Source organism: Amycolatopsis sp. NBC_00438 (assembly GCF_036026695.1).
In the GTDB taxonomy this organism is placed as follows: Bacteria; Actinomycetota; Actinomycetes; order Mycobacteriales; family Pseudonocardiaceae; genus Amycolatopsis.
Window position 1 is genome coordinate 10,091,387 of sequence record NZ_CP107923.1, and the last position, 20,766, is coordinate 10,112,152.

Here is a 20,766-nt window from a genome sequence, read left to right on the forward strand (position 1 = left end):
CGCTACCGATTCCCGCGTCCTGGCGATTACTGTCAAGAATTTGACCAGCCGGGTGGAGCCGACCGCCGGGTATGCCGAGTGGGCCGTTCATCGTTAACGGACAATATGTGGACAAGAACCACGACCCTGCAACGTTGCTGGTCAGCGCCTCGATAATCGGATAGCGGAACAGAAAACGAGTTCCCGCGGTGAAGGTATTTCCGGGTGGCCGGAACGAGGAGGGAACCCCATGGAGACCATGGCGTTGGACACGGTTCCGGCCGAAGAGGTCGACGGCTACACCGTGCTGAAGGAGCTGCCGCGGCCGGAGGGCCGGCTGACCAAGGAGGACCTCGACCCGGTGGTCGCGGCGGCGCGCACCGGAGACCCGGCGGCGATCCAGGCGCTGCTGCGGCTGATCAAGCCGACGGTCGCCCGCTACTGCCGTGCCCGGATCGGCGGCCGCGACCTGTCGTACCTCTCGGCCGACGACGTCGCGCAGGAGGTCCTGCTCGCGGTGCTGAAGGTGCTGCCGGGCTACCAGGACCGCGGCGGCTCGTTCCTGTACCTGGTGCGGGCGATCGCGGCGAACAAGGTCGCCGACGCGTTCCGGTCGGTAGCGCGCGACCGCTCGAAGCCGGTGTCGGAGCTGCCGGACCGGCCGCTGGGCGGCAACGAGCCGGAGAACCACGTGCTGGAGCTGGACCTCGGCGCCCGGCTGGGCCGGCTGATGGCGACGCTGCCGCCGCTGCACCAGGCGATCCTGTCGCTGCGGATCGTCGTCGGCCTGTCGGCGAACGAGACGGCGGAATCGCTGGGCATTTCGGCGGGCAACGTCCGCATCACGCAGTACCGCGCCCTCCAGAAGCTGCGCGGCATGATCAGCGAAGACGAGGTCTAGTCTCCCCGGTCACTCCAGGTACTCCGTGATGAAGTGGTCGCTTTCGTGGATGTGCACGGCCTCGTAGACGCCGGGGCCGAGCACGGCGAACTTGTGCGGCGTGCCGGCCGGGACGACGAGCACGTCCCCGGCGCCACCGTCCCGCTCCTCGTCGCCGATGGTGAACCGGGCCCGCCCCCGGAGGATGACGAAGGTTTCGGCGTAGGGGTGCCGGTGCAGCCGCGGCCCGGAGCCCACGACGTCGGTGCTTTCGCGGATGACGGAGATCCCGGACCCGACATCGCGTCCCTCGAAGTTCTCGCTGTCGCTCACCCGATCCAGGGTAGGCGCGTGGCCCACGCCGCGTTGCGGGTTTTCGCGCGGCCGGCGTCAGGTGCGGGGTTCGACGTCGGCGATCCAGTGGGGTGCGTGGCAGCGCCGGGCCAGGTGCAGGGCCTGGCGGTAGTGCGAGGTGGCGGGGCGGCCCAAGGCCGTCGCGAGTTCGCCCAGGTAGAAGGCCACGGGGCGGAGTGTCAGCAGACCGCTGCCCGCGCCGGCCAGTTCGGCCTCCGCGGGGAGGAGCGCGTCGTAGAGCCGGGTCATGGCGGGGACGTCGCCGGCGTCGATGGCGGTGACGGCCCGGAGGCTCAGGCGGGCCTCGTACAGGAGGCCGTGCGGGGCGTCGCCGGTGTAGTCCACTGTGGACTCGCCGCGCTGGACGCGGTGGCACAGCAGGGCGAAGGCGAGGATGCCGTCCTCCAGGCCGGTCATGCCCGTGCCCGGGAGACGGGCGGCCGCCGCGCGGAACAGCGCCTCCGCCGCCGGGTCGTCCGTGATGCTCGCCCGCAGCGCGCGGTACCACTGCGTGAACACGCCGACCAGCGGCAGGTCGTGGTCCTCGGCCAGCCGGTCGGCCGCGGCGGCGTGGGTGTCGGCGGCGGGCAGGTCGGCCAGCGCGGAAAACGCCTGGACCAGCACCAAGTGGCCCAGCACCGCGAACGTCACCAGGCCGTGCGAGGACGCGACGTCGACCAGCTCACGGCCGATGCGCGCCCGCTCCGGGGCCAGGCCGGCCCGGTCGAAGGCCTGCATGAACCGCGCGTTGAGCGCGAACGCGAGCAGCCCGGGATCGGCCAGTTCGCGCGCCAGGGCTTCGGCCTCGAAGGCCGCCTCGCGGCCGCGGTCGCCGCCGGTGGTGCGCAGCTCCAGCGCGAGCGTCGCCAGCAGCCGCGCCCGCTCGGCGCGCCGCTCCGGCGGCAGCGCGACCAGGGTCTTCTCGACGACGGTGGCGATCCGCGCGGCCAGCTCCGGGTCGTCGTTGGCCGTCCACACGGCCGGGACGTCGAACGCGCCCAGCACGGACGCGATCAGCACCGGGTCGCCGAGGGATTCCGCCAGCGTCACCGCCTCCGCGCGGTGCTCGCGGGCTTCCGCCAGCGAACCCGTGACGGCCAGCGCCCGCACCAGCCCCATGATCAGGTCCAGCCGCTCGCGGACGTCGTCGCCGGCACGCTCGAGCGCGGCCTGCCACAGCCGCGCCGCCTCGTGCGGGGCCACCCGGCGCTCGGCGCGTTCCGCCGCCAGCCGCGCGTACCGGACGGCGGCCGGGCTTTCGGCGAGCAGGAAGTGGTGGGCCAGCGCGTCGACGTCGTCCGGCCGCAACCGTTCCAGCGCCTCGCCGGTCCCGGCGTGCCAGCGGGCGCGGCGCGTGGGCGAAAGATCGTGGTACAGCGTGTCCCGCACCAGATCGTGCGCGAACCGGACCCGTCCCGGCCCGGGCTCGACCAGGAACCCGGCCCGGGCCGCCGCTTCGACGTCGTCGAGGACGTCGGTGCCGGCCAGCGTGCCGAGCAGGCCGAGGTCGACGTCGCGGCCGAGCACCGCCGCGCGGCGCAGCAGCTCTTGCGTGGCGGCGGGCAGCCGGGAAAGGCGGTGGCGGACGACGTCCCGGACCCCGGGCGGGACGACGGCGTCCGAGTCGGTGTCGAACAGCCGCGCGAGCTCCCGCACGAAGAACGGGTTGCCGCCGCTGCGCCGGTGGATCGCCGCGGTGGCGGGCGCGGGGACGTCGTGGCCGAGCGTCGCGCGGACGAGGTCACCCGCTTCGGCCGCGGACAGCCCGCCGAGGTAGACGCGGGTGGGTTCGGCGCGGGCGACGCGGCCGAGGAAGTCCGCCAGGGTGGCGGGCAGGTCGGTGCTGCGGTGCGTGCCGACGACGAGCACGTGCCGCACGGACGGATCGGCGACGACCGAGGCCAGCAGGGTGAGGGTTTCCGCGCCGGCCCACTGGAGGTCGTCGAACACGAGCAGGAGCGGGGACGTGCGGCCGAGCGCGGCGAGGTGGGCGGCGACGGCCCGGTGCCGGTGGAAGCGCGCGGCGACGGGATCGCCGCCCGGCTCGGGGTCCAGCGACACGGCCTCGCCCAGGACGCGGGTCCACGGCCACACCGCCGGCAGGCCCTCGTCGTCCGGGCTGGCGCCCCACGCCGTGGTCCAGCCGCGGCCGGCCAGCTGCGCCGAGAACGCTTCCGCCAGCGCGGTTTTCCCCGCGCCCGCCTCGCCGGAGATCAAGGCCAGGCGCAGCCGGCCGCCGCGCGCCGTGGCCGCCTCCGACGCCAACCGGGCCAGTTCGTCCGCGCGCCCCACCAGGTGCGGGGCCGGCACCGGCGCCGCGAGCGGGGCGTGCGCCAGGATGTCGGCCTCCGCCTGGCGCAACCCGGGGCCCGGGTCGACACCCAGCTCGGCGACCAGCACCTGCCGCGCCCGTCGCAGCGCCCCCAGCGCGTCACCCTGGCGGCCGGCCCGGTAGAGGGCCAACGCGAGCAGCCGCCAGCCGTCCTCGCGCAACGGCCACGCCTCGACGTGCGCCTCCAGGTCCGGGACCGCCTCGGCCGCCCGGCCCAGCTCCAGCAGCGCCGACGCCCGCCGCTCGATCGCCAGCAGCCGCAGCTCGTCGAGGCGGTTGATCTCGCCGCGGGCCCAGGGCTCGTCGGCGAACTCCGCGTACGCGGGGCCGCGCCAGAGGCCGAGCGCTTCGTCCACTTGGGACAGTGTCGCTCCCGGCGTGGTCACCGCGGCTTCGAAACTCCAGGCGTCGACGGACTCCGCGCGCACCGCGTAACCGGGTCCCGAGGTGATCAGCAAACCGGCCGGTGTTCGTGGCGGGCGGTCGGGTTCCAGGGCCCGGCGCAACGCGGACACGAACGTCTGGAGCGCGCCGACCGCGCCGCCGGGCGGGTCCAGCCAGAGGTCGTCGACCAGGACGTCCACCGGCACGACGCGGCCGCGCGCGATCAGCAGCCGTGCCAGGACCGCCCGGTGCCGGGGGCCCTTGAGCGCCAACGGGCCCCGCTCGCCCTCGGCCACCAGCGGACCGAGCACGCCGAACCAGACCATGCACGCACTGTAACGCGCTCAGCCGGCGCTGACCCGGCGCTGATCGGGCTGACGCAGGCTCAACGGGCAACCACCGCGAAAGGACGTCCATGCAGATCCCCGGGTTCGACTACCAGCGCGTCACCGTCGGTGACGACATCGCCCTCAACGTCGCCGTCGGCGGCTCCGGCGCCCCGATCGTGCTGTTGCACGGCTTCCCGCAGACCCACCTGATGTGGCGGCACGTCGCCGCCGACCTCGCCGCCGATCACACGGTCCTCGTCCCCGACCTGCGTGGTTACGGCGCCAGCGACAAGCCGGCCGACACCGGCGAGACGTACTCGAAGCGCACGATGGCCGCCGACGTCGTGGCCGTGGCCCGCGCGTTCGGGCACGAGCGGTTCGCCCTCGCCGGGCACGACCGCGGCGCGCTGGTCGCCATCCGGGCCGGTCTCGACCACCCCGGCGCCGTCTCCCACCTGGCGATCCTCGACGTGCTGCCGACCCTCGACATGTGGGACGTGCTGCACGGCGTGAGCGCGGCGGTCGGCTTCCACCTCTACCTGATGGCGCAGCCGCCGGGCCTGCCCGAGACGCTCATCGGCGGCGCGCCCGACGCGTTCTTCGGGTACTTCCTCGACGCCTGGACGCAGCGCCCGGACGCGATCCCGGCCGACGTCCGCGCCGAATACCTGCGGGCCTGCCGCGAAGCCGTGCCGTCGATCGTGGCCGACTACCGGGCGACCGCGACGGTGGACGTCGAGCACGACACGGCGTCGCGGGCGGCCGGCGACCGGCTCGGCATGCCGGTCACCGTGCTGCAGCAGGACTGGGGCGCCGCGCTCGGCTACGACGCGACGGCGCTGTGGCACCCCTGGGCGGCCGACCTGCGCCACCGCACGGTGTCGTCCGGGCACTTCATGGCCGAGGAGGCGCCCGCCGACGTCGTGAAGGAACTGCGGGAGCTGGTGGCACGCTGAGGGCATGACCTTCGGCGTGCACCACGTCCAGCTGGCCATCGAGCCGGGCAGCGAGGACCGCTGCCGCGCGTTCTACGTCGGCGTGCTCGGGCTGACCGAGATCCCGAAGCCGCCGGAACTGGCCGCCCGCGGCGGGCTGTGGGTGCAGGCCGGCGGGGTGCGGGACGGCGGGGTGCGGGACGGCGGGCTGGAACTCCACCTCGGCGTCGAGACGGACTTCCGGCCCGCCCGCAAGGCGCACCCGGGCATCCTCGCCGACGACCTCGACGCGGTGGCGTCCCGGCTCGAGGCGCACGGCAGCCCGGTCGAATGGGACGACGGCTTCCCGGGCCACCGCCGGTTCTACACCCGCGACTGCCTCGGCAACCGCCTGGAGTTCCTGACACCGGTCCCGCCCGCCACCTGATCCCCAGTCCGTGAATGGCCCATTGAGGGACTTCAAGTCCCTCGATGGGCCATTCACGGCTTTCGGCGGCGGTGCGGCTAGAGATCCGGCGAGCGGAACGCGTCCAGCACGCGGCGCTCCCTTTTGGTCGGTCGGCCCGCGCCGCGATCGCGGCGGGCGACCGGGATCGCGGACTCCGGGGGCGGCTTGGGCGTCCGGTCCAGGAAGCACGTCGCCGCGTCCGGGGCGCCCACGCGTTTCTGGATCACCCGTACCACGTCGAGGATCCTGGTCGTTCCGCCGACGCGCACGCGGACTTCGTCGCCCGGTACCACGGTCGTCGCGGGCTTCGCGGGTTTGTCGTTGACACGCACGTGCCCGCCCCGGCACGCGGCGGCGGCGTCCGGGCGGGTCTTCATCAGCCGGACCGCCCACAGCCAGCGGTCCACACGGGTCGACTCCACAGTCGTCCATCATGGCCCATTCGCGCCAATACTGCGCCGTGCCTGGAGGTTACTCGCGGGTATATGTCGACTTGTCTGTACCAGTGAGCTATAACGTGTTCTAAATACCTCAACGGTGAGGAACATCACATGAGCGACGAAGCCATGGGGAGAACGAACTCTGGCGGGCTTTCCCGACGTCTCTTCATTGCAGGAACAGGTTCTATCTTGGCCGGGGCCGCGCTCGCCGGCCGAGCCGCCGGTGCGACGCCGAGAGCGGCCGGCCCCATCCCCGACGGGGCCCGGGTGCCGGCGCTGGTGATCGGTTCCGGTTACGGCGGTCAGGTCACCGCGCTGCGGCTCGCGCAGGCGGGAGTCGACGTCCAGCTCGTCGAAATGGGTATGGCCTGGGACACCCCCGGCTCCGACGGCAAGATCTTCGCCAACACGACCACGCCCGACCAGCGCTCGTTCTGGCTGCGCACCCGCACGAAGCAGCCGCTGTCCAACTTCCTCGGTTTCCCGATCGACAAGGACATCCCGAAGTACACCGGCATCCTCGACGCCGAGGAGTTCAGCGGCATCACCGTGTACCAGGGCCGCGGGGTCGGCGGCGGGTCGCTCGTCAACGGCGGCATGGCCGTCACGCCGAAGCGTGAGAACTTCGGCGCGATCCTCCCGACCGTCAGCGCCGACGAGATGTACAACACCTACTACCCGCGCGCCAACGCCGGTCTCGGCGTCGGGCTCATCGACCCGGCCTGGTTCGACACCGCCGAGTGCTACCAGTACGCGCGGGTCGGCCGGAAGCAGGCGCAGCGGTCCGGGTTCCCGTACGTCTTCGTCCCGGACGTGTACGACTGGAACTACATGAAGCAGGAGCAGGCCAACACGGTGCCGCGCTCCGCGCTGGCCGGGGAAATCCTGTACGGCAACAACTACGGCAAGAAGTCGCTGCAGAAGACCTACCTGCCGCAGATCCAGGCGACCGGCCGCGTCACCATCTCGCCGCTGCACCGGGTGGCGAAGGTGACGCCCGCGTCCGGCGGCGGTTACACCGTCACGATCGAGCAGCTCAACACCACGGGTGACGTGTCGGCGACCAAGGTCGTGACCGCGGCCAAGGTGTTCTTCGCCGCGGGCAGCGTCGGCACGAGCAAGCTGCTGGTGAAGCTCAAGGCCACCGGCGCCCTGCCGAACCTCAACGGCGAGGTCGGCAAGAACTGGGGTGACAACGGGAACGTGATGGTCGGGCGGGCCAACCAGATCTGGGACCCGACCGGCAGCCTCCAGTCGTCGATCCCCTGCGGTGGCATCGACAACTGGGCGGCCGGCGGTGCGTTCGCGGAGGTCGCGCCGCTGCCGACCGGGATCGAGACGTGGGCGTCGTTCTACCTGTCCATCACGAAGAACCCGAACCGCGCGCAGTTCAGCTGGAACCCGTCGACCCAGAAGGTCGACCTGAACTGGCAGACGGCGTGGAAGCAGCCGGGCATCGACATGGCGAAGACCATCTTCGACAAGATCAACTCGAAGGAGGGGACGATCTACCGGACCGACCTCTTCGGCATCTACAAGATCTGGGGTGACCATCTGACCTACCACCCGCTCGGGGGCGCGGTGCTCGGCAAGGCGACCGACAACTACGGCAGGCTCGCCGGGTACCAGGGCCTGTACGCGATCGACGGTTCCCTGATCCCCGGCAACACGAGCGTCAACCCGTTCGTCACCATCACGGCGCTGGCCGAACGGAACATCGAGAAGATCATCGCCACGGACTTCTAGGGTCTGCCGCGGCTCGTCGTGAGTGTTTAGGGCGGTTCTAACCGCCCTAAACACTCACGAGCGGTGGGACGGGAGGACGCAGGCGACGTCGAGACCCAGGACGTGGTTGAGCCGCCCGAAGGCCAGCCACGAACCGAGGCTCATGCTCAGCTCGACGACCTCCTTCTGGCTGTAGTGCTCGGCCATCCGCTTCCAGAACTCGTCGTCGATGCTGTGGTGGTCGAGCGCGTACCGCTCGGCGTACTCGGCCGCGAGTCGCGTGCGCTCGTCGAAGCGGTCGGTCGTGCGCCAGTCGAGCACGGCGTCCGCGAACTCCTCTTCGACCTTGACGCCGTCGCGTTCGGTGCGCCAGTCGAGGCAGAAGACGCAGCCGTTGATCTGCGCGATCCGCAGCCGCGCGGCCTCGAACTCCCGCAGCCCCAACGTGGTGTGCGAATAGACCGCCAGTGAGAACTTCGAGGCGGCCACCCCGATACCGGGCACCATTTCGCCCCACACGTAGCCGATCGGGTCCTTGCCCTCGGGGATGTCGATGTTCACGAGCGCCTCCTTCCGAGCTTGCCGGCTGCCGGGCGCAGCGGGACGTCGAGTGCGTCGTAGAGGCCGGGTTTCGCGTCGGCCAGCCAGTCGATCGCGCCGACGAGGCGGCCGACCGCGGTGGCGTTGCCGCCCGCGGACCGGTTTTCGCCTTCGTCGCTCGCTTCGATGCTGACCTCGATCCGCGGCCGGCCTTCGATGATCACGCGGTGGGCGCCGTCGCCGCTGGGCGGCGTCGGCCAGTCCGGCGCGCACGCCGGGTGGATGCGGGTGACGTGCTCGATGACGATCCGCGGTTCGCCGTCGACGATGCCCTGGACCTCGAACCGCACCGCGCCCTGGGTGCCCTTCTCGAACTCGCCCATCGTCCGGGTGGACACGGTTTCCTCGAGGGGACGCCGGTCCAGCGTCTCGCGCAGCTCGTCGACCTCGACGCCGAGGCCGCGCGCGATCAGCCGGACCTGCCCGCCCCACACCATCGACGGCACGCCGGTCATCAGCATCGGCGGGTCGTAGTCCATCGGCTGGCCCATGCCGACCAGGTACCGCACGGAGTCGGGCTGCTCGTAGGTCGAGTAGTCGAAGATCTCCTGGCAGCGGATGACGTCGACGTCGGTGCCGAGCCCGCTGATCAGCAGCGGCAGCACGTCGTTGCCCCAGCCGGGGTCGACGCCGGAGACGAACAGCGAGCCGCCGCCCTCGGTGATCGCCGCCAGGACCGGGTCCCGCAGCTCCGGCGGCGCGTTGCGCTGGTCGTAGAGCGGGTAGAGCGCCGGCGTCACGACGATCGCGCCCGCGCCGACCGCGCGCACGATGTCGGCCAGCGCGTCGTCGAACCGGACGTCGCCCGAAGCGGCGTACACGACCGCGCGCGGGCTCGCCGCCAGCACGGCCTCGACGTCGTCGGTGGCGGTGACACCCAGGTCGCCGACGCCGGCGAGGGCGCCCGCGTCCTTGCCGACCTTGTCCGGGTTGTGCACCAGCACGGCCGTGAGCTTCAACGCGGGATGGGCCTCGACGGCCCGGATTGCGGCCCGGCCGACGTTGCCCGTGCCCCACACGACTGTGTTGATCAAAGCGCCGGCGATCATTCGCCCGAGTTTTCGCCGATTCGCTTGGGTCCGGGAAGGGAATCGTTCCGGTGAGCGGACCGCACGGACGCGGGTAGCATCCAGTGCGTCCGAACGTCGTATCGGAAGGCGCACCATGACGATCGACCCGAAACCCCGCAGCCGCACCGTGACCGACGGGATCGAGGCAGCGCCCGCCCGCGGCATGCTCCGGGCCGTCGGGATGGGCGACGACGACTGGCGCAAGCCGATCATCGGCGTCGCCAGCTCGTGGAACGAGATCACCCCGTGCAACCTGTCCCTCGACCGCCTGGCCCAGGCGTCCAAGGAGGGCGTGCACGCGGCCGGCGGCTACCCGCTGCAGTTCGGCACGATCTCGGTGTCGGACGGCATTTCCATGGGCCACGACGGGATGCACTTCTCGCTGGTCTCCCGCGAGGTCATCGCGGACTCGATCGAGACGGTGATGCAGGCCGAGCGGCTCGACGGCTCGATCCTGCTGGCCGGCTGCGACAAGTCGCTGCCCGGGATGCTGATGGCCGCCGCGCGCCTCGACCTGGCGTCGGTGTTCCTCTACGCCGGCTCGATCGCGCCCGGCTGGGTGAAGCTGACCGACGGAACCGAGAAGGACGTCACGCTGATCGACGCCTTCGAAGCCGTCGGCGCGTGCCGGGCGGGGCGGCTCAAGACCGCCGACCTGGACCGCATCGAACGCGCCATCTGCCCCGGTGAGGGCGCCTGCGGCGGGATGTACACGGCGAACACGATGGCGTCGGCGGCCGAGGCGATGGGGATGAGCATGCCGGGGTCGGCCGCGCCGCCGTCCGCGGACCGCCGCCGTGACAACTACGCGCACCTGTCCGGCGAGGCCGTGGTCGGGCTGCTCGAAAAGGGCATCACCGCGCGCGACATCCTCACCCGCGAGGCGTTCGAGAACGCCATCACCGTCGTCATGGCCCTCGGCGGCTCGACCAACGCCGTGCTGCACCTGCTGGCCATCGCGCACGAGGCGAAGGTCGCGCTCGACCTCGACGACTTCAACCGCGTCGGCGACCGCGTCCCGCACCTGGGCGACCTGAAGCCGTTCGGCAAGTACGTCATGAACGACATCGACCGCCACGGCGGCATCCCGGTGCTGATGAAGGCGCTGCTCGACGAGGGCCTGATCCACGGCGACGCGCTCACCGTCACCGGTAAGACCGTGGCCGAAAACCTGGCCGAGCTCGACCCCGAGCCGATCGACGGCGAGGTCCTGCGCAAGCTGGACAACCCGCTGCACCCGACCGGCGGCATCACCATCCTGCGCGGCTCGCTCGCTCCCGAAGGTGCCGTCGTGAAGTCCGCGGGCTTCGACACCTCGAACTTCGAAGGCCCGGCGCGGGTGTTCGAGCGCGAGCAGGAGGCGATGGCCGCGCTGAACGAGGGGCACATCGAGGCCGGTGACGTCGTGGTCATCCGCTACGAAGGCCCAAAGGGCGGGCCGGGGATGCGCGAGATGCTCGCGATCACCGCGGCGATCAAGGGCGCCGGGCTCGGCAAGGACGTCCTGCTGCTGACCGACGGCCGGTTCTCCGGCGGCACCACCGGCCTGTGCATCGGCCACGTCGCGCCCGAAGCCGTCGACGGCGGGCCGATCGCCTTCGTCCGCACCGGCGACCGGATCGCCGTCGACATCAAGGCCCGCAGCATCGACCTGCTGGTCGACGCGGCCGAGCTGGCCCGCCGTCGCGAGGGCTGGGAGCCGCTGCCGAACAAGTTCCCGGAAGGGGTGCTCGGGAAGTACGCGAAGCTGGTCCGGTCGTCGTCCTACGGCGCCGTCACGACCTGAGCGAGGGCGCGCTTGTCGACCTTGCCGACTTCGGTGAGCGGCAGCGCGTCGGTGAAGGACACGCTCGCCGGGACGTAGTGCTCCTGGCCGAACGCGCTTCTCGCGTGTTCTTTCAGGTCGGCTTCGGTCACTTCGCCGGACGCGACGACGACGGCGTGCAGCACCTGGCCGTCCACGGTGTGCCTGCCGAAGACGGCCGCCGCGCGGACCGCCGGGTGCGTCGCGAGGGCGTGTTCGACGACGGTCGAGGGCACCTTCGTGCCGTGCTCACCGACCACGACGACGTCGTCCACGCGGTCGAGCAGGTAGAGGTAGCCCTCGTCGTCGAAGCGGCCGAGGTCGCCGGTGCGCAGCCAGCCGGCGCCGACGTCCGGGCCGCCGAGGTAACCGTCCATCATGGACAGTCCGCGCACCTCGACCTCGCCGTCGGTGAGCCGCGCTTCCATGCCGGGCACGATCCGGCCGACCGAGCCGAGCCGTTCCGGGTGGTCGACGAGTTCGGCGGCGGAGATGCTCGCGATCATCGGGGCCTCGGTGAGGCCGTACCCCTGGCCGACGACCGGGCCGAAGACGTCGAGCGCCTGCGCGAGCCGGTGCGGCGGCAGCGGCGCGGCGCCGAGGGAAAGGGACCGGACGCTGCTGACGTCGGTCTTCTCGAGCGCGGGGTGGTCGAGCACCGCGGCCAGCCGGGGTGGCGTCAGGGAGAGCGTGTCGATCCGGTGCTCCTGGATCGCGGCCAGGACGGCGCCTGCGTCGAAGCCGTCCTGGAGCACCAGGGTGTCGCGGCGCAGGAGCGTGCCGAGCACGGTGGCGTGGCCGGTCATGTGCGTCATCGGCGCGACGAGCAGCGTGCGGCCGGGGCCGTCCGGCGACGGCGCGAAGATGTAGGCCATGCCGTCGTAGATGCCGCTGTGGCGGATGAGCTTGGGGGTGCCGGTGGTGCCACCGGTGGGGAAGAGGACACGGACGGCGTTGGGCAGCCGGAGGTCCTGGGGCTCACCGTCGAGGTCGTCGAGGGTGCGGACGTCGCCCCCGGGCCACTCGTGCGGCCGGTCGGTGACGACGGTGGTGACGGCCGCCGCGGCGGCCGCGGCCAGCCGATCCTGGCGGGGCGCCGACGCGGCGACCAGCAGCACGGTCGCGCCGCGCAGGAGCGCCGCGAGCTGCACCAGCAGGGTCTCGGGCCGGTTCCGGACGTCCACGGCCACGACATCGACCTCGCCCAGGCCGCCGTGCAGCCGGCGCAGGCGGTCGCGGGCCTGGTGGTAGGTCGTGACGCCGTCCTGGCGGAACAGGACGCGGTCGCCGCCGTCGTCGAGGGCGGCCAGGACGGTCGTCAGGAAGAAGCTCACCCGCGGGACGGTACTCAGTCCTGGTAGGTCAGCTTCTCGAGTTCGGTCTCGAAGTCGAACCAGTCGCTCTCGCTGCCGGCGGGGATGACCTCGTAGGTCGTGTCGAGGAAGGCGGCGATCTCCTTCGCGGGTGCCTCGAGCACCGCGGCGCCGTCCGGGGAGGTCAGCTCCACGGTGACCAGCTCCGGGTTGCCCGCGGGGCCGATGCGCACGTCACCGTCGCCGCAGCGGGCGAGCAGGCCGTCGGCGAGCAGGTCGCGCCCGAACAGCCACCGGACGGCGTTCGCCCCGGCGTGGAGCACAACGGCGACCGCGTACGGGTCGCGGGTGTCGTACTCGAGCTCGGCCGGCACCGGCTTCGGCTCCGCCCCGAAGGTGCGGAGGGCGAAGTCGACGCTGGCGCTGGTCAGGCTGTGCGGCTCGGCCATGGGGTGGCCCCTCACGTCTCGTCGGTTCTGTCGATCTTGCTCTTGGGATAACCCATAGTGAGGTTAGTGCCTTCTCAATACGAAAGCGTTTCACTCCATAGGGGGACCAAGAAGTGCGAAAGGTCACCGTGAGCGCGGAAAAAAGGGCAAACACCCACACTCGAATGTGAAGGATTCGCCGCGGTTTTCACAAAGCGGCCGGACCGGGCCGAGTCCGCGACACCAGGTCTTCGGAGCCGCCGACCCGCCGGATGGGTCCGGTCGCCGAACTTGCCCCGCCCGGGTGGGACACGCCACCTCATCGCCGCGCAGACCAGTCCGCCGCGCCCGCCGGCCGCGAATCCTCCGCAGATGCCGGAGGGCGTGGTGGGTGACGTGGAGGTTACCGGGGATGGGTGAGCGTGGGCGGCTGCGGCTGCATACGGACGAGGCTCCGGTGACCGTGGCCAGTGCCGAAGAGCTGCTGCAGCGGGTCGGGGCCGGGGACGAGGGCGCTTTCTCGTCGCTCTACGACCTCATCGCCGGTCCGGTGCTGGGACTGGCGATGCGCGTGCTGCGCAACCACGCCCAGGCCGAAGAAGTGGCGCAGGAGGTTCTGGTGGAGGTGTGGCGCAAGGCCACGAGGTTCGTCCCGGAGCGCGGCAGCGCGCTGTCGTGGGTGCTGATGATCGCCCACCGCCGGGCCGTCGACCGCGTGCGCTCCCACCAGGCCGTGCTCGACCGCGAGGACAAGGTCGGCCGGATGGACGTGCAACGGCCGTTCGACGAGGTCACCGAGTCCACCATGGCCAGCCTGGACCAGGAGCGGGTGCGCCAGTGCCTGTCCGCGCTGACCGAACTGCAGCGCGAGTCCATCGTGCTGGCCTACTACAACGGCTACACCTACCCGGAAGTGGCCGAAGTGCTGAAGGTGGCACCGGGCACCGTCAAGACCCGGATCCGGGACGGGCTCATCCGGCTGCGCGACTGCTTGGGGGTGGAACGATGACCGCCGAACTGCACACGCTGACCGGCGCCTACGCGCTCGACGCGGTGTCCGATGTGGAGCGTGCCGAATTCGAACGGCACCTCGGGGAGTGCGCTGCCTGCCGCCAGGAGGTCGAGGAGCTGCGGGCGACCGGTTCGCGGCTCGCCGTCGCCGTGGCGGTCGATCCGCCGGCCGAACTGCGGGCCCGGGTGCTGGCCGAGGTGACCCGCACCCGTCAGCTGCCGCCCAAGGTGACCGCCATCGGCGCGGCCGGCCACGGGCGCCGGACCTGGCAGGTGCGCACCGCGCTGTTCGGCGCCGCCGCGGCGGCCGTGGTGGCGGTCGCGTTCGGCGTGCACACCGCCTCCAGTGACCGGCAGCTCGACGCCGCCCAGCAGGAACAGGCGTCGCTCAATTCGGTGCTGACCGCGCCGGACGCCTCGACGGTCAAGGGTTCCGGCCTGAGCGGCGCGACGCTCGTGGTGTCGCGCGGCCAGGGCAAGGCCGTCCTGCTCGCCTCCGGGTTCCCGGCGCTCGACGCGGGCCACGCCTACCAGGTGTGGTTCACCGGCGCCGACGGCACGCGGTCGGCGGGGCTGATGCAACCCGAGTCGCCGCACCAGATGCGCCCGATGCTCGCCGCGATCCCGCCGGGCACCGACCACATCGGCATCACCGTCGAGCCCGCGGGCGGTTCCGCCGGCCCGACGACGGCGGCCGTCAGCACGATTTCCCTGACCTGATCACCGGCGGGAACACCGATCCCGAAGCGCCGACGAACGCGACTCGCGGATCGGCCTTCCTCATGCACCGCAAGGCTTTCACCGCATGGTGAGCCGCGTCACCCGATCGGACCCAATCCGTTTTCCGGGTAGTCCCGAATGACTCACAACAAACAGTTCCGAGTGAACTGTCCAAGCCGCATAATGGAGTGATTTTTCGTGCGTAACCTTCGTATCGCCGGTATCGGTCTGACGGCGGCCGCCGCGCTCACCCTGACCGCGTGCAGCGGCAGCGACACCGCGTCGTCGGCCAGCTCCAGCGCCCCGGCCCCGGCCCCGTCGTCTTCGATGGCCGCGCCGTCCTCCAGCGCCGACTCGGGCGCCTCGAACGGCATGACCACCAACGCCGACGTCTTCGGCCCCGCCTGCTCGCAGCTGCCGCAGGGTTCGGCGCCGGGTTCGCTGGACTCGATGGGCCCGCAGCCCGTCGCCTCCGCCGCCTCGACCAACCCGCTGCTGACCAAGCTCGTCGCCGCGGTCAAGGCCACCAACCTGGTCGACACGCTCAACAGCGCCCCGGCCATCACCGTGTTCGCGCCGGCCGACCCGGCCTTCGCGGCGCTGGGTGACGCCAAGTTCAACGAGCTGGCGGGCAAGCCGGCCGAGCTGTCGCCGATCCTGCAGTACCACGTCGTCGGCAAGCGTTACGACGCCAAGGGCCTCGCCTCGGCCGGCACGCTCGACTCGCTCAACGCCGCCGGTGGGCCGCTGAAGATCGAAGGCACCGGTGACAACATGACCGTCAACGGAGCGAAGATCCTCTGTGGCAACATCCCCACCAAGAACGCCACCGTCTTCGTGATCGACAAGGTGCTGACCCCGGGCACCAACAAGTAATTCGCGGCACACTGTCCACAGTGGCCTCCGTCGGGGAGGCCACTGTGGACTTTCCGCGTCTCAGGGGTGGCGGCCCAGCTCCGGGCCGAGCTTCGTCGCGATGTCGGTGAGGATCTGGACGTAGTCCTCGTGCTCGAAGGTGAACGGCAGCGCGAAGGCGACCTCGTCGATCTCCCGGAACGCGGCGTGGGCGTGCAGCCGGTCGGCGATCTCCGCGGAGGTGCCGACGAAGTCGGGGGAGAACAGCATCCGCGCCGGGCCCTGCGGGGACTCGGTGCGCGGCAGCCGGTTCGCCGCGAAGGCCTCGTACTTGGCGCGCTGCTCCGGCGTGGCGCTGTCGGTCGGGACGACGACGAGTCCCTGCGAGACCCGCGCCTGCTCGCCGTCGGGGTGGGCGGCGCGGAAGGTCCGGATGTGGGACAGCTGGATCTCGGCGAAGTCGTCCGCCTCTTCGGCTTTGACCACGCTGCTGGTCAGGAAGTTCATCCGGTGCCGGCCCGCCCACTCGGCCGAGCGCAGGCTCGCGCCGCCGTACCAGAGGCGGTCGCCGAGCCCGGGCGCCTGCGGCTGGACGCGGTCGGAGAACACCTCGAACCCCTCGGTGCCGCTGAACCCGGTGGCCGGTTCACCGCGCACGAAACCGAGTAGCCGCTGGACGCGTTCGTAGCCGAAGTCTTCGGCGTCCGCGGTGTCCGGGTAGAGCGCCTGCTTGACGTCGTCCCAGCGCATCGGCGGCCCGACGCTCAGGCCCGGTTCGAGCCGCCCGCCCGAGAGCAGGTCGACCGTGGCGAGGTCTTCGGCGAGCCGCAGCGGGTTCTCCCAGCCCAGCGGGATCACGGCGGTGCCGAGGTGGATCCGGCTGGTGCGCTGGGACGCCGCGGCCAGCACCGCGACCGGCGAGGAGATGCCGTACTGCAGGTGACGGTGGCGCACCCAGGCGCTGTCGAAGCCGAGCTGTTCGCCGAGCTCGATGATCTCGAGGGTCGATTCGTGGCCGCGGCGCGGGTCGGCCGCGTCGAACAGGCCGATGGTCAGGAAGCCGAGCTTCCGCAGGGGTCGCGACACCGGTGTTCCTCCACGATCCGGGACGGGTTGCCGCTCTCGATTCTGCCCCTCGGGCGCCGTCGTCCCACCTGGTGAGCGGGCTCGGCGGCGACTCGAACTTAGTGCCACCGCGGTGTACTGGCACGTCGAGAGCGAGGACAACCTGGTCCGCCTCGCGGGCGACGAGATCTGGGCGGAAATCGACCTGCCCGACGTCGGCACGCTCGGCCGGCGCGACGCGGCCGGGCCGCACACGATGATGACCCGCCACCCGTGGCTGGTGCAGGCCCTGGCCGGCCACCTGATGTACGGCCCGGGCAAGGCCCGCTTCGACGATTGCACCCCGGCGATCCACGAGCGGGCCGGCTTCGGCGGAGCGGAGGCCGACCGCGCGGCCGCGGCGGTGTTCACGTTCGTCCTGGGCAACACGGTGGGCGCGGCGGCGACGGTCTCCCTGACCCGCCGCCTGCGCCGCGACGGCGGCGACCCGGAGGAAGCTGCGCGCGGCGATGACCCAGCCCGCGGCGATCGCGGGCGGGTTCCCGAGGCTCCGGGCCCGGCTGGAGCAGCCGGAGGCGAGCGAGTACGCGGGCGCGCCGGAGCGAAGCTTCGAGTTCGGCTTGGCGGCCCTGCTGGACGGACTGCAGGCTCGGCTCGCGACGGTGCAAGGGGCGTAAGAGGTTTGTCGTTCATTCGGCATGCGGTGGACGCGGGATCGCTCGGCGGCCACCGGGACATGCCGTTTCCCCGATCGGCCTCCTGGCGAATGCGAAGCCGGGCACGGACATCGCGCGGATCACCGGCGAAGCCGTGGAGATCTTCCCGCTGCACCTCGCCTGACTGCCGAGGGCAGCGTCGGACTTGGAGGGCCGGTGACTCAGGCCTGTTCGCGGAGGCGGTCCAAGCCGTCGAGGACGAGGTCCAGGCCGAACTCGAACTCCGCCTGGTCGTCGCACCAGCCGAGCGTCGAGTCCGGGTCGTCGTGGGCTATCCCGCTCAGCATGCTCACCAGGTGGGGTAGCTGGTCGGCCAGGTCCGCGGGGATGTCGCCGCCGCCGCTTTCGGCCGGGTCGAACAGCTCCTGGTTGAAGCCGAGCGCGCGGCTGCCCAGGGCGTGCAGCGAGTGGTGGACCAGGTCGTAGGAGAAGCCGCCTTGGCGCATCAGGCCGACCAGGGCGTCGTAGTAGCGCAGGACCGCCAGGCTCGTCGACGAGCGCGTCTCGAACAGCGCCGGCGCCCAGCGGTGGCGGAGGAACACCTCGCGCGCCGCCAGGATTCGCCGGCGCACCGCGGTTTTCCAGTCGGGCGCGGCGATGTCGGCGACGGCTTCGTTGATCTCCTGGGCCACCGCGTCGACGATGCCGTCGAGCACGTCTTCCTTCTTGGCCACGTGGTAGTAGAGCGACATCGCCTCGGCGCCCAGCTCCTCCGCGAGCCGGCGCATCGTGAGCGCGCGCAGGCCGTGTTCGTCCGCGAGCCCGACCGCCGCGCGCAGCACGCGCTCACGGCTCAGCGGGGTCCGCGGTGCGGGGACGGCGTCGGTGGCCACCCGCAAGATCGTACAAGGTAAGGCTGGCGATCATCCGCCTTGCGGCGTACGGTCACCTTACAACGTACGACTTACGTTGTAAGAGCCAGGGAGACGCCATGAAAGCGCTGGTCCTGCACGCGTACGGCCCGCCCGGGCAGCTGACCTTCGAGGACGTGGCCGACCCGGTGCCCGCCGCGGGCGAGGTGCTCGTGCGGGTGCTCGCGACCTCCGTGAACCCGTACGACTGGCACTACATGCGCGGCGAGCCGCGGGTCGCGCGCCTGATGCCCGGTGGGCCGCGACGGCCGCACGCGGTGATCCTCGGCTGCGACGTGGCGGGCCGGGTCGAGGCGGTGGGTGCGAGCGTGACGGCGTTCCGGCCCGGCGACGACGTCTACGCGCTGCTGCCGCACGGGGCTTACGCCGAGTACGTCACCGTTCCCGAAGACCTGCTCGCCCCGAAACCCGCCACTCTGAGCCACGAGCAGGCGGCGGCGATGCCGATGGCGGCCGTCACCGCACTGGTCGCCCTGCGCGGGGTGGAACGCGGGCACCGCGTCCTGGTCAACGGCGCGTCCGGTGGGGTCGGCACCTTCGCCGTCCAGCTGGCCAAGGCGCTCGGCGCGCAGGTCGACGCCGTCTGCGGCGCGGCCGGCGCCGACCTCGCCCGCGCGCTCGGCGCGACCGAGGTGACCGACTACCGCGAAGACGACTTCACCCGCAGCGGCCGCACCTACGACGTTCTCCTGGACATCGCGGGCAGCCGATCGCTCCCGGCCTGCCGACGGCTGCTGACCCGGACGGGCCGGTTCGTCGCCGTCGGCGGCCCGGCCGGGCGCTGGGTGCAGCCCGCCGGCCACGTGTTCGGCGCGCTGGCCGCCGGGCCCTTCACCGGACGGAAAGTCGTGCTCGCGGACGCGGTGGCCTGCCGCGACAAGAAGGCGGTCCTGGGCCGGCTGGCCGGGTACGCCGAGTCCGGCGCCCTCACGCCGGTGATCGACCGGAGCTACCCGTTCGCCGACCTCCGCGAGGCGATCGCCTACCAGGAAGCGGGGCATGCCAAGGGAAAAGTCGTCATAACCCGGTGATCGCGGCGATCTCTCCGTGGCTCAGGACCAGGTCCTGCGCGGCCAGGTTCTCCCGCACGTGCGCGATCGACGTCGTCCCCGGGATCGGCAGGACGGCGGGGGAGCGGCCGAGCAGCCAGGCCAGCGCGACCTGGGAGACGGACGCGCCGTGCCGGGCCGCGATGGGCTCGAGGACTTGCCGCGTGCCGCGCGCGAGTGCGTCGAGGTGCTGCGGATGGAGGCGGGCCGGGACCCCGCCGACCCGGCACTGGCGGGCCTGGTCGGCGAGCTGGTGCTCAAGGACGCGGACTTCCGGGCGTGGTGGAGCAGCCACCAGGTGCGCGGGCCGCGGGAGCTGACCAAGACCTACGTGCACCCGGTGGCGGGCGCGGTCACGCTCGACGTCCAGCAGTTCTCGGTGGAGACACACCCGGGCCGGCGGCTGGTGGCCTACACCGCCGAGCCCGGGTCCGGCTCCGAATCCGCGTTGCGGTTCCTGCTGCAGTGGGCCGCCGAGCCCGCGCCGCGCCGAGCGCGGGCCCGGCGGACCGATCAGCCGGCGTGCGGGCAGTTGCCCCGGTAGTCGGAGATCGTCGTGCTGGTGCCCGGGATCGGGCACAGGAACTGCTCGTAGCGCGTGTCGTCGTCGATGAACCGCTTGAGCCAGGACAGCGTGTACTTCGCGATCGTCGTGTTCGACGAGTTCGGCGCGAAGTGGCTGGCGCCACGCAGTTCCAGGTACGCCTTGTCCAAGGAGGACGGCAGGCTCGTGTAGAACGGGATCGAGTGCGACGCCACCGGGGCGACGGTGTCCGCCTGGGCCCCGACGACCAGCGTCGGCACCCGCACGGTCGACCAGCTCTTCGTCAGGTTCCAGCCGGTCAGCGGGATGGCCGCCTGCAGGGACGGCCGCGAGCGCGCCGCCTCCAGCGTGCCGCCGCCGCCCATCGAGTGCCCGACGACGCCGAGCCGGCTGCTGTCGATCCGCGACCGCACCGAGCTCTGCTGGGTCAGGTAGTCCAAAGAGGACAGCAGCTGCCTGCCCCGGCTGTCGGGCTGGTCGCTCGTGGTCAGCGTGTCGATGGTGAACACCACGAACCCCTGCGACGCGAGCCGCGGGCCCAGCCAGGAGATGCTCGACTGGGTGGCCGTGAAGCCGGGGGCGATCGAGATCGCGCCGAACGTGCCGGCGGTCGTGCTGGTCGGGTAGTAGATGGTGCCGCCGCCGAAGCCGGACACGGCCAGCCGGGACACCGTGGTGGTGCTGGTCGCGAAGCTGCCGCGGCTGGCTTCGATGCTGGACGTGGTCGGTGCCGGACCCCGTTCGTAGGGGTTCGCGGCGGCCGGCGCCGGCGCGACGACACCGGTGGTCAGCGCCAGCGCGGCCGCCACGACACCGGCGGTCTTGCTGCGCCAGCCGAGGCGGCGGGTTTTCTCACCCGAGCCAGACGACGTCGGCGGGCTGGTGAGTACGGACATGGATCGCTCTCTTTCCC

At 71.8% G+C, this 20,766-nt stretch carries 21 protein-coding genes and 1 pseudogene; 11 read left to right on the top strand and 11 right to left on the bottom strand.

All coding sequences use genetic code 11. The features are described 5' to 3' along the window. Nucleotides 1-238: 238 nt before the first annotated feature. Nucleotides 239-880, top strand: a complete 642-nt coding sequence (gene shbA / locus OG494_RS46730) for an RNA polymerase sigma factor ShbA (RefSeq protein WP_442874536.1) — start codon at nucleotides 239-241, stop codon at nucleotides 878-880. 9 nt (nucleotides 881-889) lie between these two features. On the opposite strand, the gene OG494_RS46735 is transcribed toward shbA, so the two are convergent. After that, nucleotides 890-1,192: a cupin domain-containing protein gene (locus tag OG494_RS46735; protein WP_328450039.1), complete on the bottom strand. Its 303-nt coding sequence runs from the start codon at nucleotides 1,190-1,192 to the stop codon at nucleotides 890-892. A 57-nt stretch (nucleotides 1,193-1,249) separates the two neighbouring features. After that, complete coding sequence (locus OG494_RS46740; RefSeq protein ID WP_328450041.1) at nucleotides 1,250-4,255, bottom strand: BTAD domain-containing putative transcriptional regulator; 3,006 nt, start codon at nucleotides 4,253-4,255, stop codon at nucleotides 1,250-1,252. An 89-nt stretch (nucleotides 4,256-4,344) separates the two neighbouring features. On the opposite strand from OG494_RS46740, the gene OG494_RS46745 reads away from it, so the two are divergent. Together OG494_RS46745 and OG494_RS46750 are read left to right on the top strand one after the other, a co-directional pair. Beyond that, complete coding sequence (locus OG494_RS46745; RefSeq protein WP_328450042.1) at nucleotides 4,345-5,214, top strand: alpha/beta fold hydrolase; 870 nt, start codon at nucleotides 4,345-4,347, stop codon at nucleotides 5,212-5,214. A gap of 4 nt (nucleotides 5,215-5,218) precedes the next feature. Further along, nucleotides 5,219-5,620: a glyoxalase gene (locus OG494_RS46750; RefSeq protein ID WP_328450043.1), complete on the top strand. Its 402-nt coding sequence runs from the start codon at nucleotides 5,219-5,221 to the stop codon at nucleotides 5,618-5,620. Nucleotides 5,621-5,697: 77 nt separating this feature from the next. Here OG494_RS46750 and OG494_RS46755 read toward each other — a convergent pair whose 3' ends face one another. Continuing rightward, nucleotides 5,698-6,063, bottom strand: coding sequence for an RNA-binding S4 domain-containing protein (locus OG494_RS46755; protein WP_328450045.1), 366 nt, complete (start codon nucleotides 6,061-6,063; stop codon nucleotides 5,698-5,700). Nucleotides 6,064-6,270: 207 nt separating this feature from the next. Here OG494_RS46755 and OG494_RS46760 point away from each other — a divergent pair, with 207 nt between their 5' ends. Then, nucleotides 6,271-7,827 (top strand): GMC oxidoreductase, encoded by a 1,557-nt coding sequence (locus tag OG494_RS46760; protein WP_328450047.1) that lies wholly within the window; start codon nucleotides 6,271-6,273, stop codon nucleotides 7,825-7,827. 54 nt (nucleotides 7,828-7,881) lie between these two features. On the opposite strand, the gene OG494_RS46765 is transcribed toward OG494_RS46760, so the two are convergent. Next, on the bottom strand, nucleotides 7,882-8,367 hold the full coding sequence (locus tag OG494_RS46765; RefSeq protein WP_328450049.1) for a carboxymuconolactone decarboxylase family protein: 486 nt from the start codon (nucleotides 8,365-8,367) through the stop codon (nucleotides 7,882-7,884). After that, on the bottom strand, nucleotides 8,364-9,440 hold the full coding sequence (locus OG494_RS46770; RefSeq protein WP_328459234.1) for an NAD(P)H-dependent amine dehydrogenase family protein: 1,077 nt from the start codon (nucleotides 9,438-9,440) through the stop codon (nucleotides 8,364-8,366). The genes OG494_RS46765 and OG494_RS46770 overlap by 4 nt, the downstream gene beginning before the upstream one ends. Before the next feature lie 130 nt (nucleotides 9,441-9,570). On the opposite strand from OG494_RS46770, the gene ilvD reads away from it, so the two are divergent. After that, entirely contained in the window at nucleotides 9,571-11,262 is a 1,692-nt protein-coding gene (ilvD, locus tag OG494_RS46775; RefSeq protein ID WP_328450051.1) for a dihydroxy-acid dehydratase, read from the top strand. Here ilvD and OG494_RS46780 read toward each other — a convergent pair. Together OG494_RS46780 and OG494_RS46785 are read right to left on the bottom strand one after the other, a co-directional pair. Beyond that, nucleotides 11,241-12,614: a class I adenylate-forming enzyme family protein gene (locus OG494_RS46780; RefSeq protein WP_328450053.1), complete on the bottom strand. Its 1,374-nt coding sequence runs from the start codon at nucleotides 12,612-12,614 to the stop codon at nucleotides 11,241-11,243. The two genes, ilvD and OG494_RS46780, sit on opposite strands and share 22 nt — an antisense overlap. 14 nt (nucleotides 12,615-12,628) lie before the next feature. Next, nucleotides 12,629-13,042: an SsgA family sporulation/cell division regulator gene (locus OG494_RS46785; RefSeq protein ID WP_328450055.1), complete on the bottom strand. Its 414-nt coding sequence runs from the start codon at nucleotides 13,040-13,042 to the stop codon at nucleotides 12,629-12,631. A gap of 391 nt (nucleotides 13,043-13,433) precedes the next feature. Here OG494_RS46785 and sigK point away from each other — a divergent pair, with 391 nt between their 5' ends. From sigK to OG494_RS46800, 3 genes are all read left to right on the top strand, one after another. After that, nucleotides 13,434-14,030: an ECF RNA polymerase sigma factor SigK gene (gene sigK, locus OG494_RS46790; RefSeq protein ID WP_328450057.1), complete on the top strand. Its 597-nt coding sequence runs from the start codon at nucleotides 13,434-13,436 to the stop codon at nucleotides 14,028-14,030. Next, nucleotides 14,027-14,752: an anti-sigma factor gene (locus OG494_RS46795; protein WP_328450059.1), complete on the top strand. Its 726-nt coding sequence runs from the start codon at nucleotides 14,027-14,029 to the stop codon at nucleotides 14,750-14,752. The genes sigK and OG494_RS46795 overlap by 4 nt, the downstream gene beginning before the upstream one ends. A gap of 198 nt (nucleotides 14,753-14,950) precedes the next feature. After that, nucleotides 14,951-15,628, top strand: a complete 678-nt coding sequence (locus OG494_RS46800; RefSeq protein WP_328450061.1) for a fasciclin domain-containing protein — start codon at nucleotides 14,951-14,953, stop codon at nucleotides 15,626-15,628. A gap of 60 nt (nucleotides 15,629-15,688) precedes the next feature. On the opposite strand, the gene OG494_RS46805 is transcribed toward OG494_RS46800, so the two are convergent. Then, nucleotides 15,689-16,693 carry an LLM class flavin-dependent oxidoreductase gene (locus tag OG494_RS46805; RefSeq protein WP_328450063.1) on the bottom strand — a complete coding sequence of 335 codons (1,005 nt, stop codon included), beginning with the start codon at nucleotides 16,691-16,693 and terminating at the stop codon, nucleotides 15,689-15,691. Nucleotides 16,694-17,163: 470 nt separating this feature from the next. Between OG494_RS46805 and OG494_RS46810 the strand changes: the two are divergent. Beyond that, nucleotides 17,164-17,349, top strand: a pseudogene (locus OG494_RS46810) (TetR/AcrR family transcriptional regulator C-terminal domain-containing protein); the annotation flags it as partial. Nucleotides 17,350-17,549: 200 nt separating this feature from the next. On the opposite strand, the gene OG494_RS46815 reads toward OG494_RS46810, so the two are convergent. Beyond that, on the bottom strand, nucleotides 17,550-18,221 hold the full coding sequence (locus tag OG494_RS46815; protein ID WP_328450065.1) for a TetR/AcrR family transcriptional regulator C-terminal domain-containing protein: 672 nt from the start codon (nucleotides 18,219-18,221) through the stop codon (nucleotides 17,550-17,552). 98 nt (nucleotides 18,222-18,319) lie between these two features. Between OG494_RS46815 and OG494_RS46820 the strand changes: the two genes are divergently transcribed. Continuing rightward, nucleotides 18,320-19,291: an NAD(P)-dependent alcohol dehydrogenase gene (locus OG494_RS46820; RefSeq protein WP_328450067.1), complete on the top strand. Its 972-nt coding sequence runs from the start codon at nucleotides 18,320-18,322 to the stop codon at nucleotides 19,289-19,291. Here the strand turns inward: OG494_RS46820 and OG494_RS48550 are convergent. Next, nucleotides 19,278-19,454, bottom strand: a complete 177-nt coding sequence (locus tag OG494_RS48550; RefSeq protein WP_442874537.1) for an aldo/keto reductase — start codon at nucleotides 19,452-19,454, stop codon at nucleotides 19,278-19,280. The two genes, OG494_RS46820 and OG494_RS48550, sit on opposite strands and share 14 nt — an antisense overlap. Here OG494_RS48550 and OG494_RS46830 point away from each other — a divergent pair. Further along, nucleotides 19,440-19,853: an MmyB family transcriptional regulator gene (locus tag OG494_RS46830; RefSeq protein ID WP_442874361.1), complete on the top strand. Its 414-nt coding sequence runs from the start codon at nucleotides 19,440-19,442 to the stop codon at nucleotides 19,851-19,853. The genes OG494_RS48550 and OG494_RS46830 overlap by 15 nt on opposite strands. Here OG494_RS46830 and bdeA read toward each other — a convergent pair. Beyond that, on the bottom strand, nucleotides 19,823-20,749 hold the full coding sequence (gene bdeA, locus OG494_RS46835) for a bis(hydroxyethyl) terephthalate hydrolase (protein ID WP_328450073.1): 927 nt from the start codon (nucleotides 20,747-20,749) through the stop codon (nucleotides 19,823-19,825). The genes OG494_RS46830 and bdeA overlap by 31 nt on opposite strands. Between the last annotated feature and the right edge of the window lie 17 nt (nucleotides 20,750-20,766).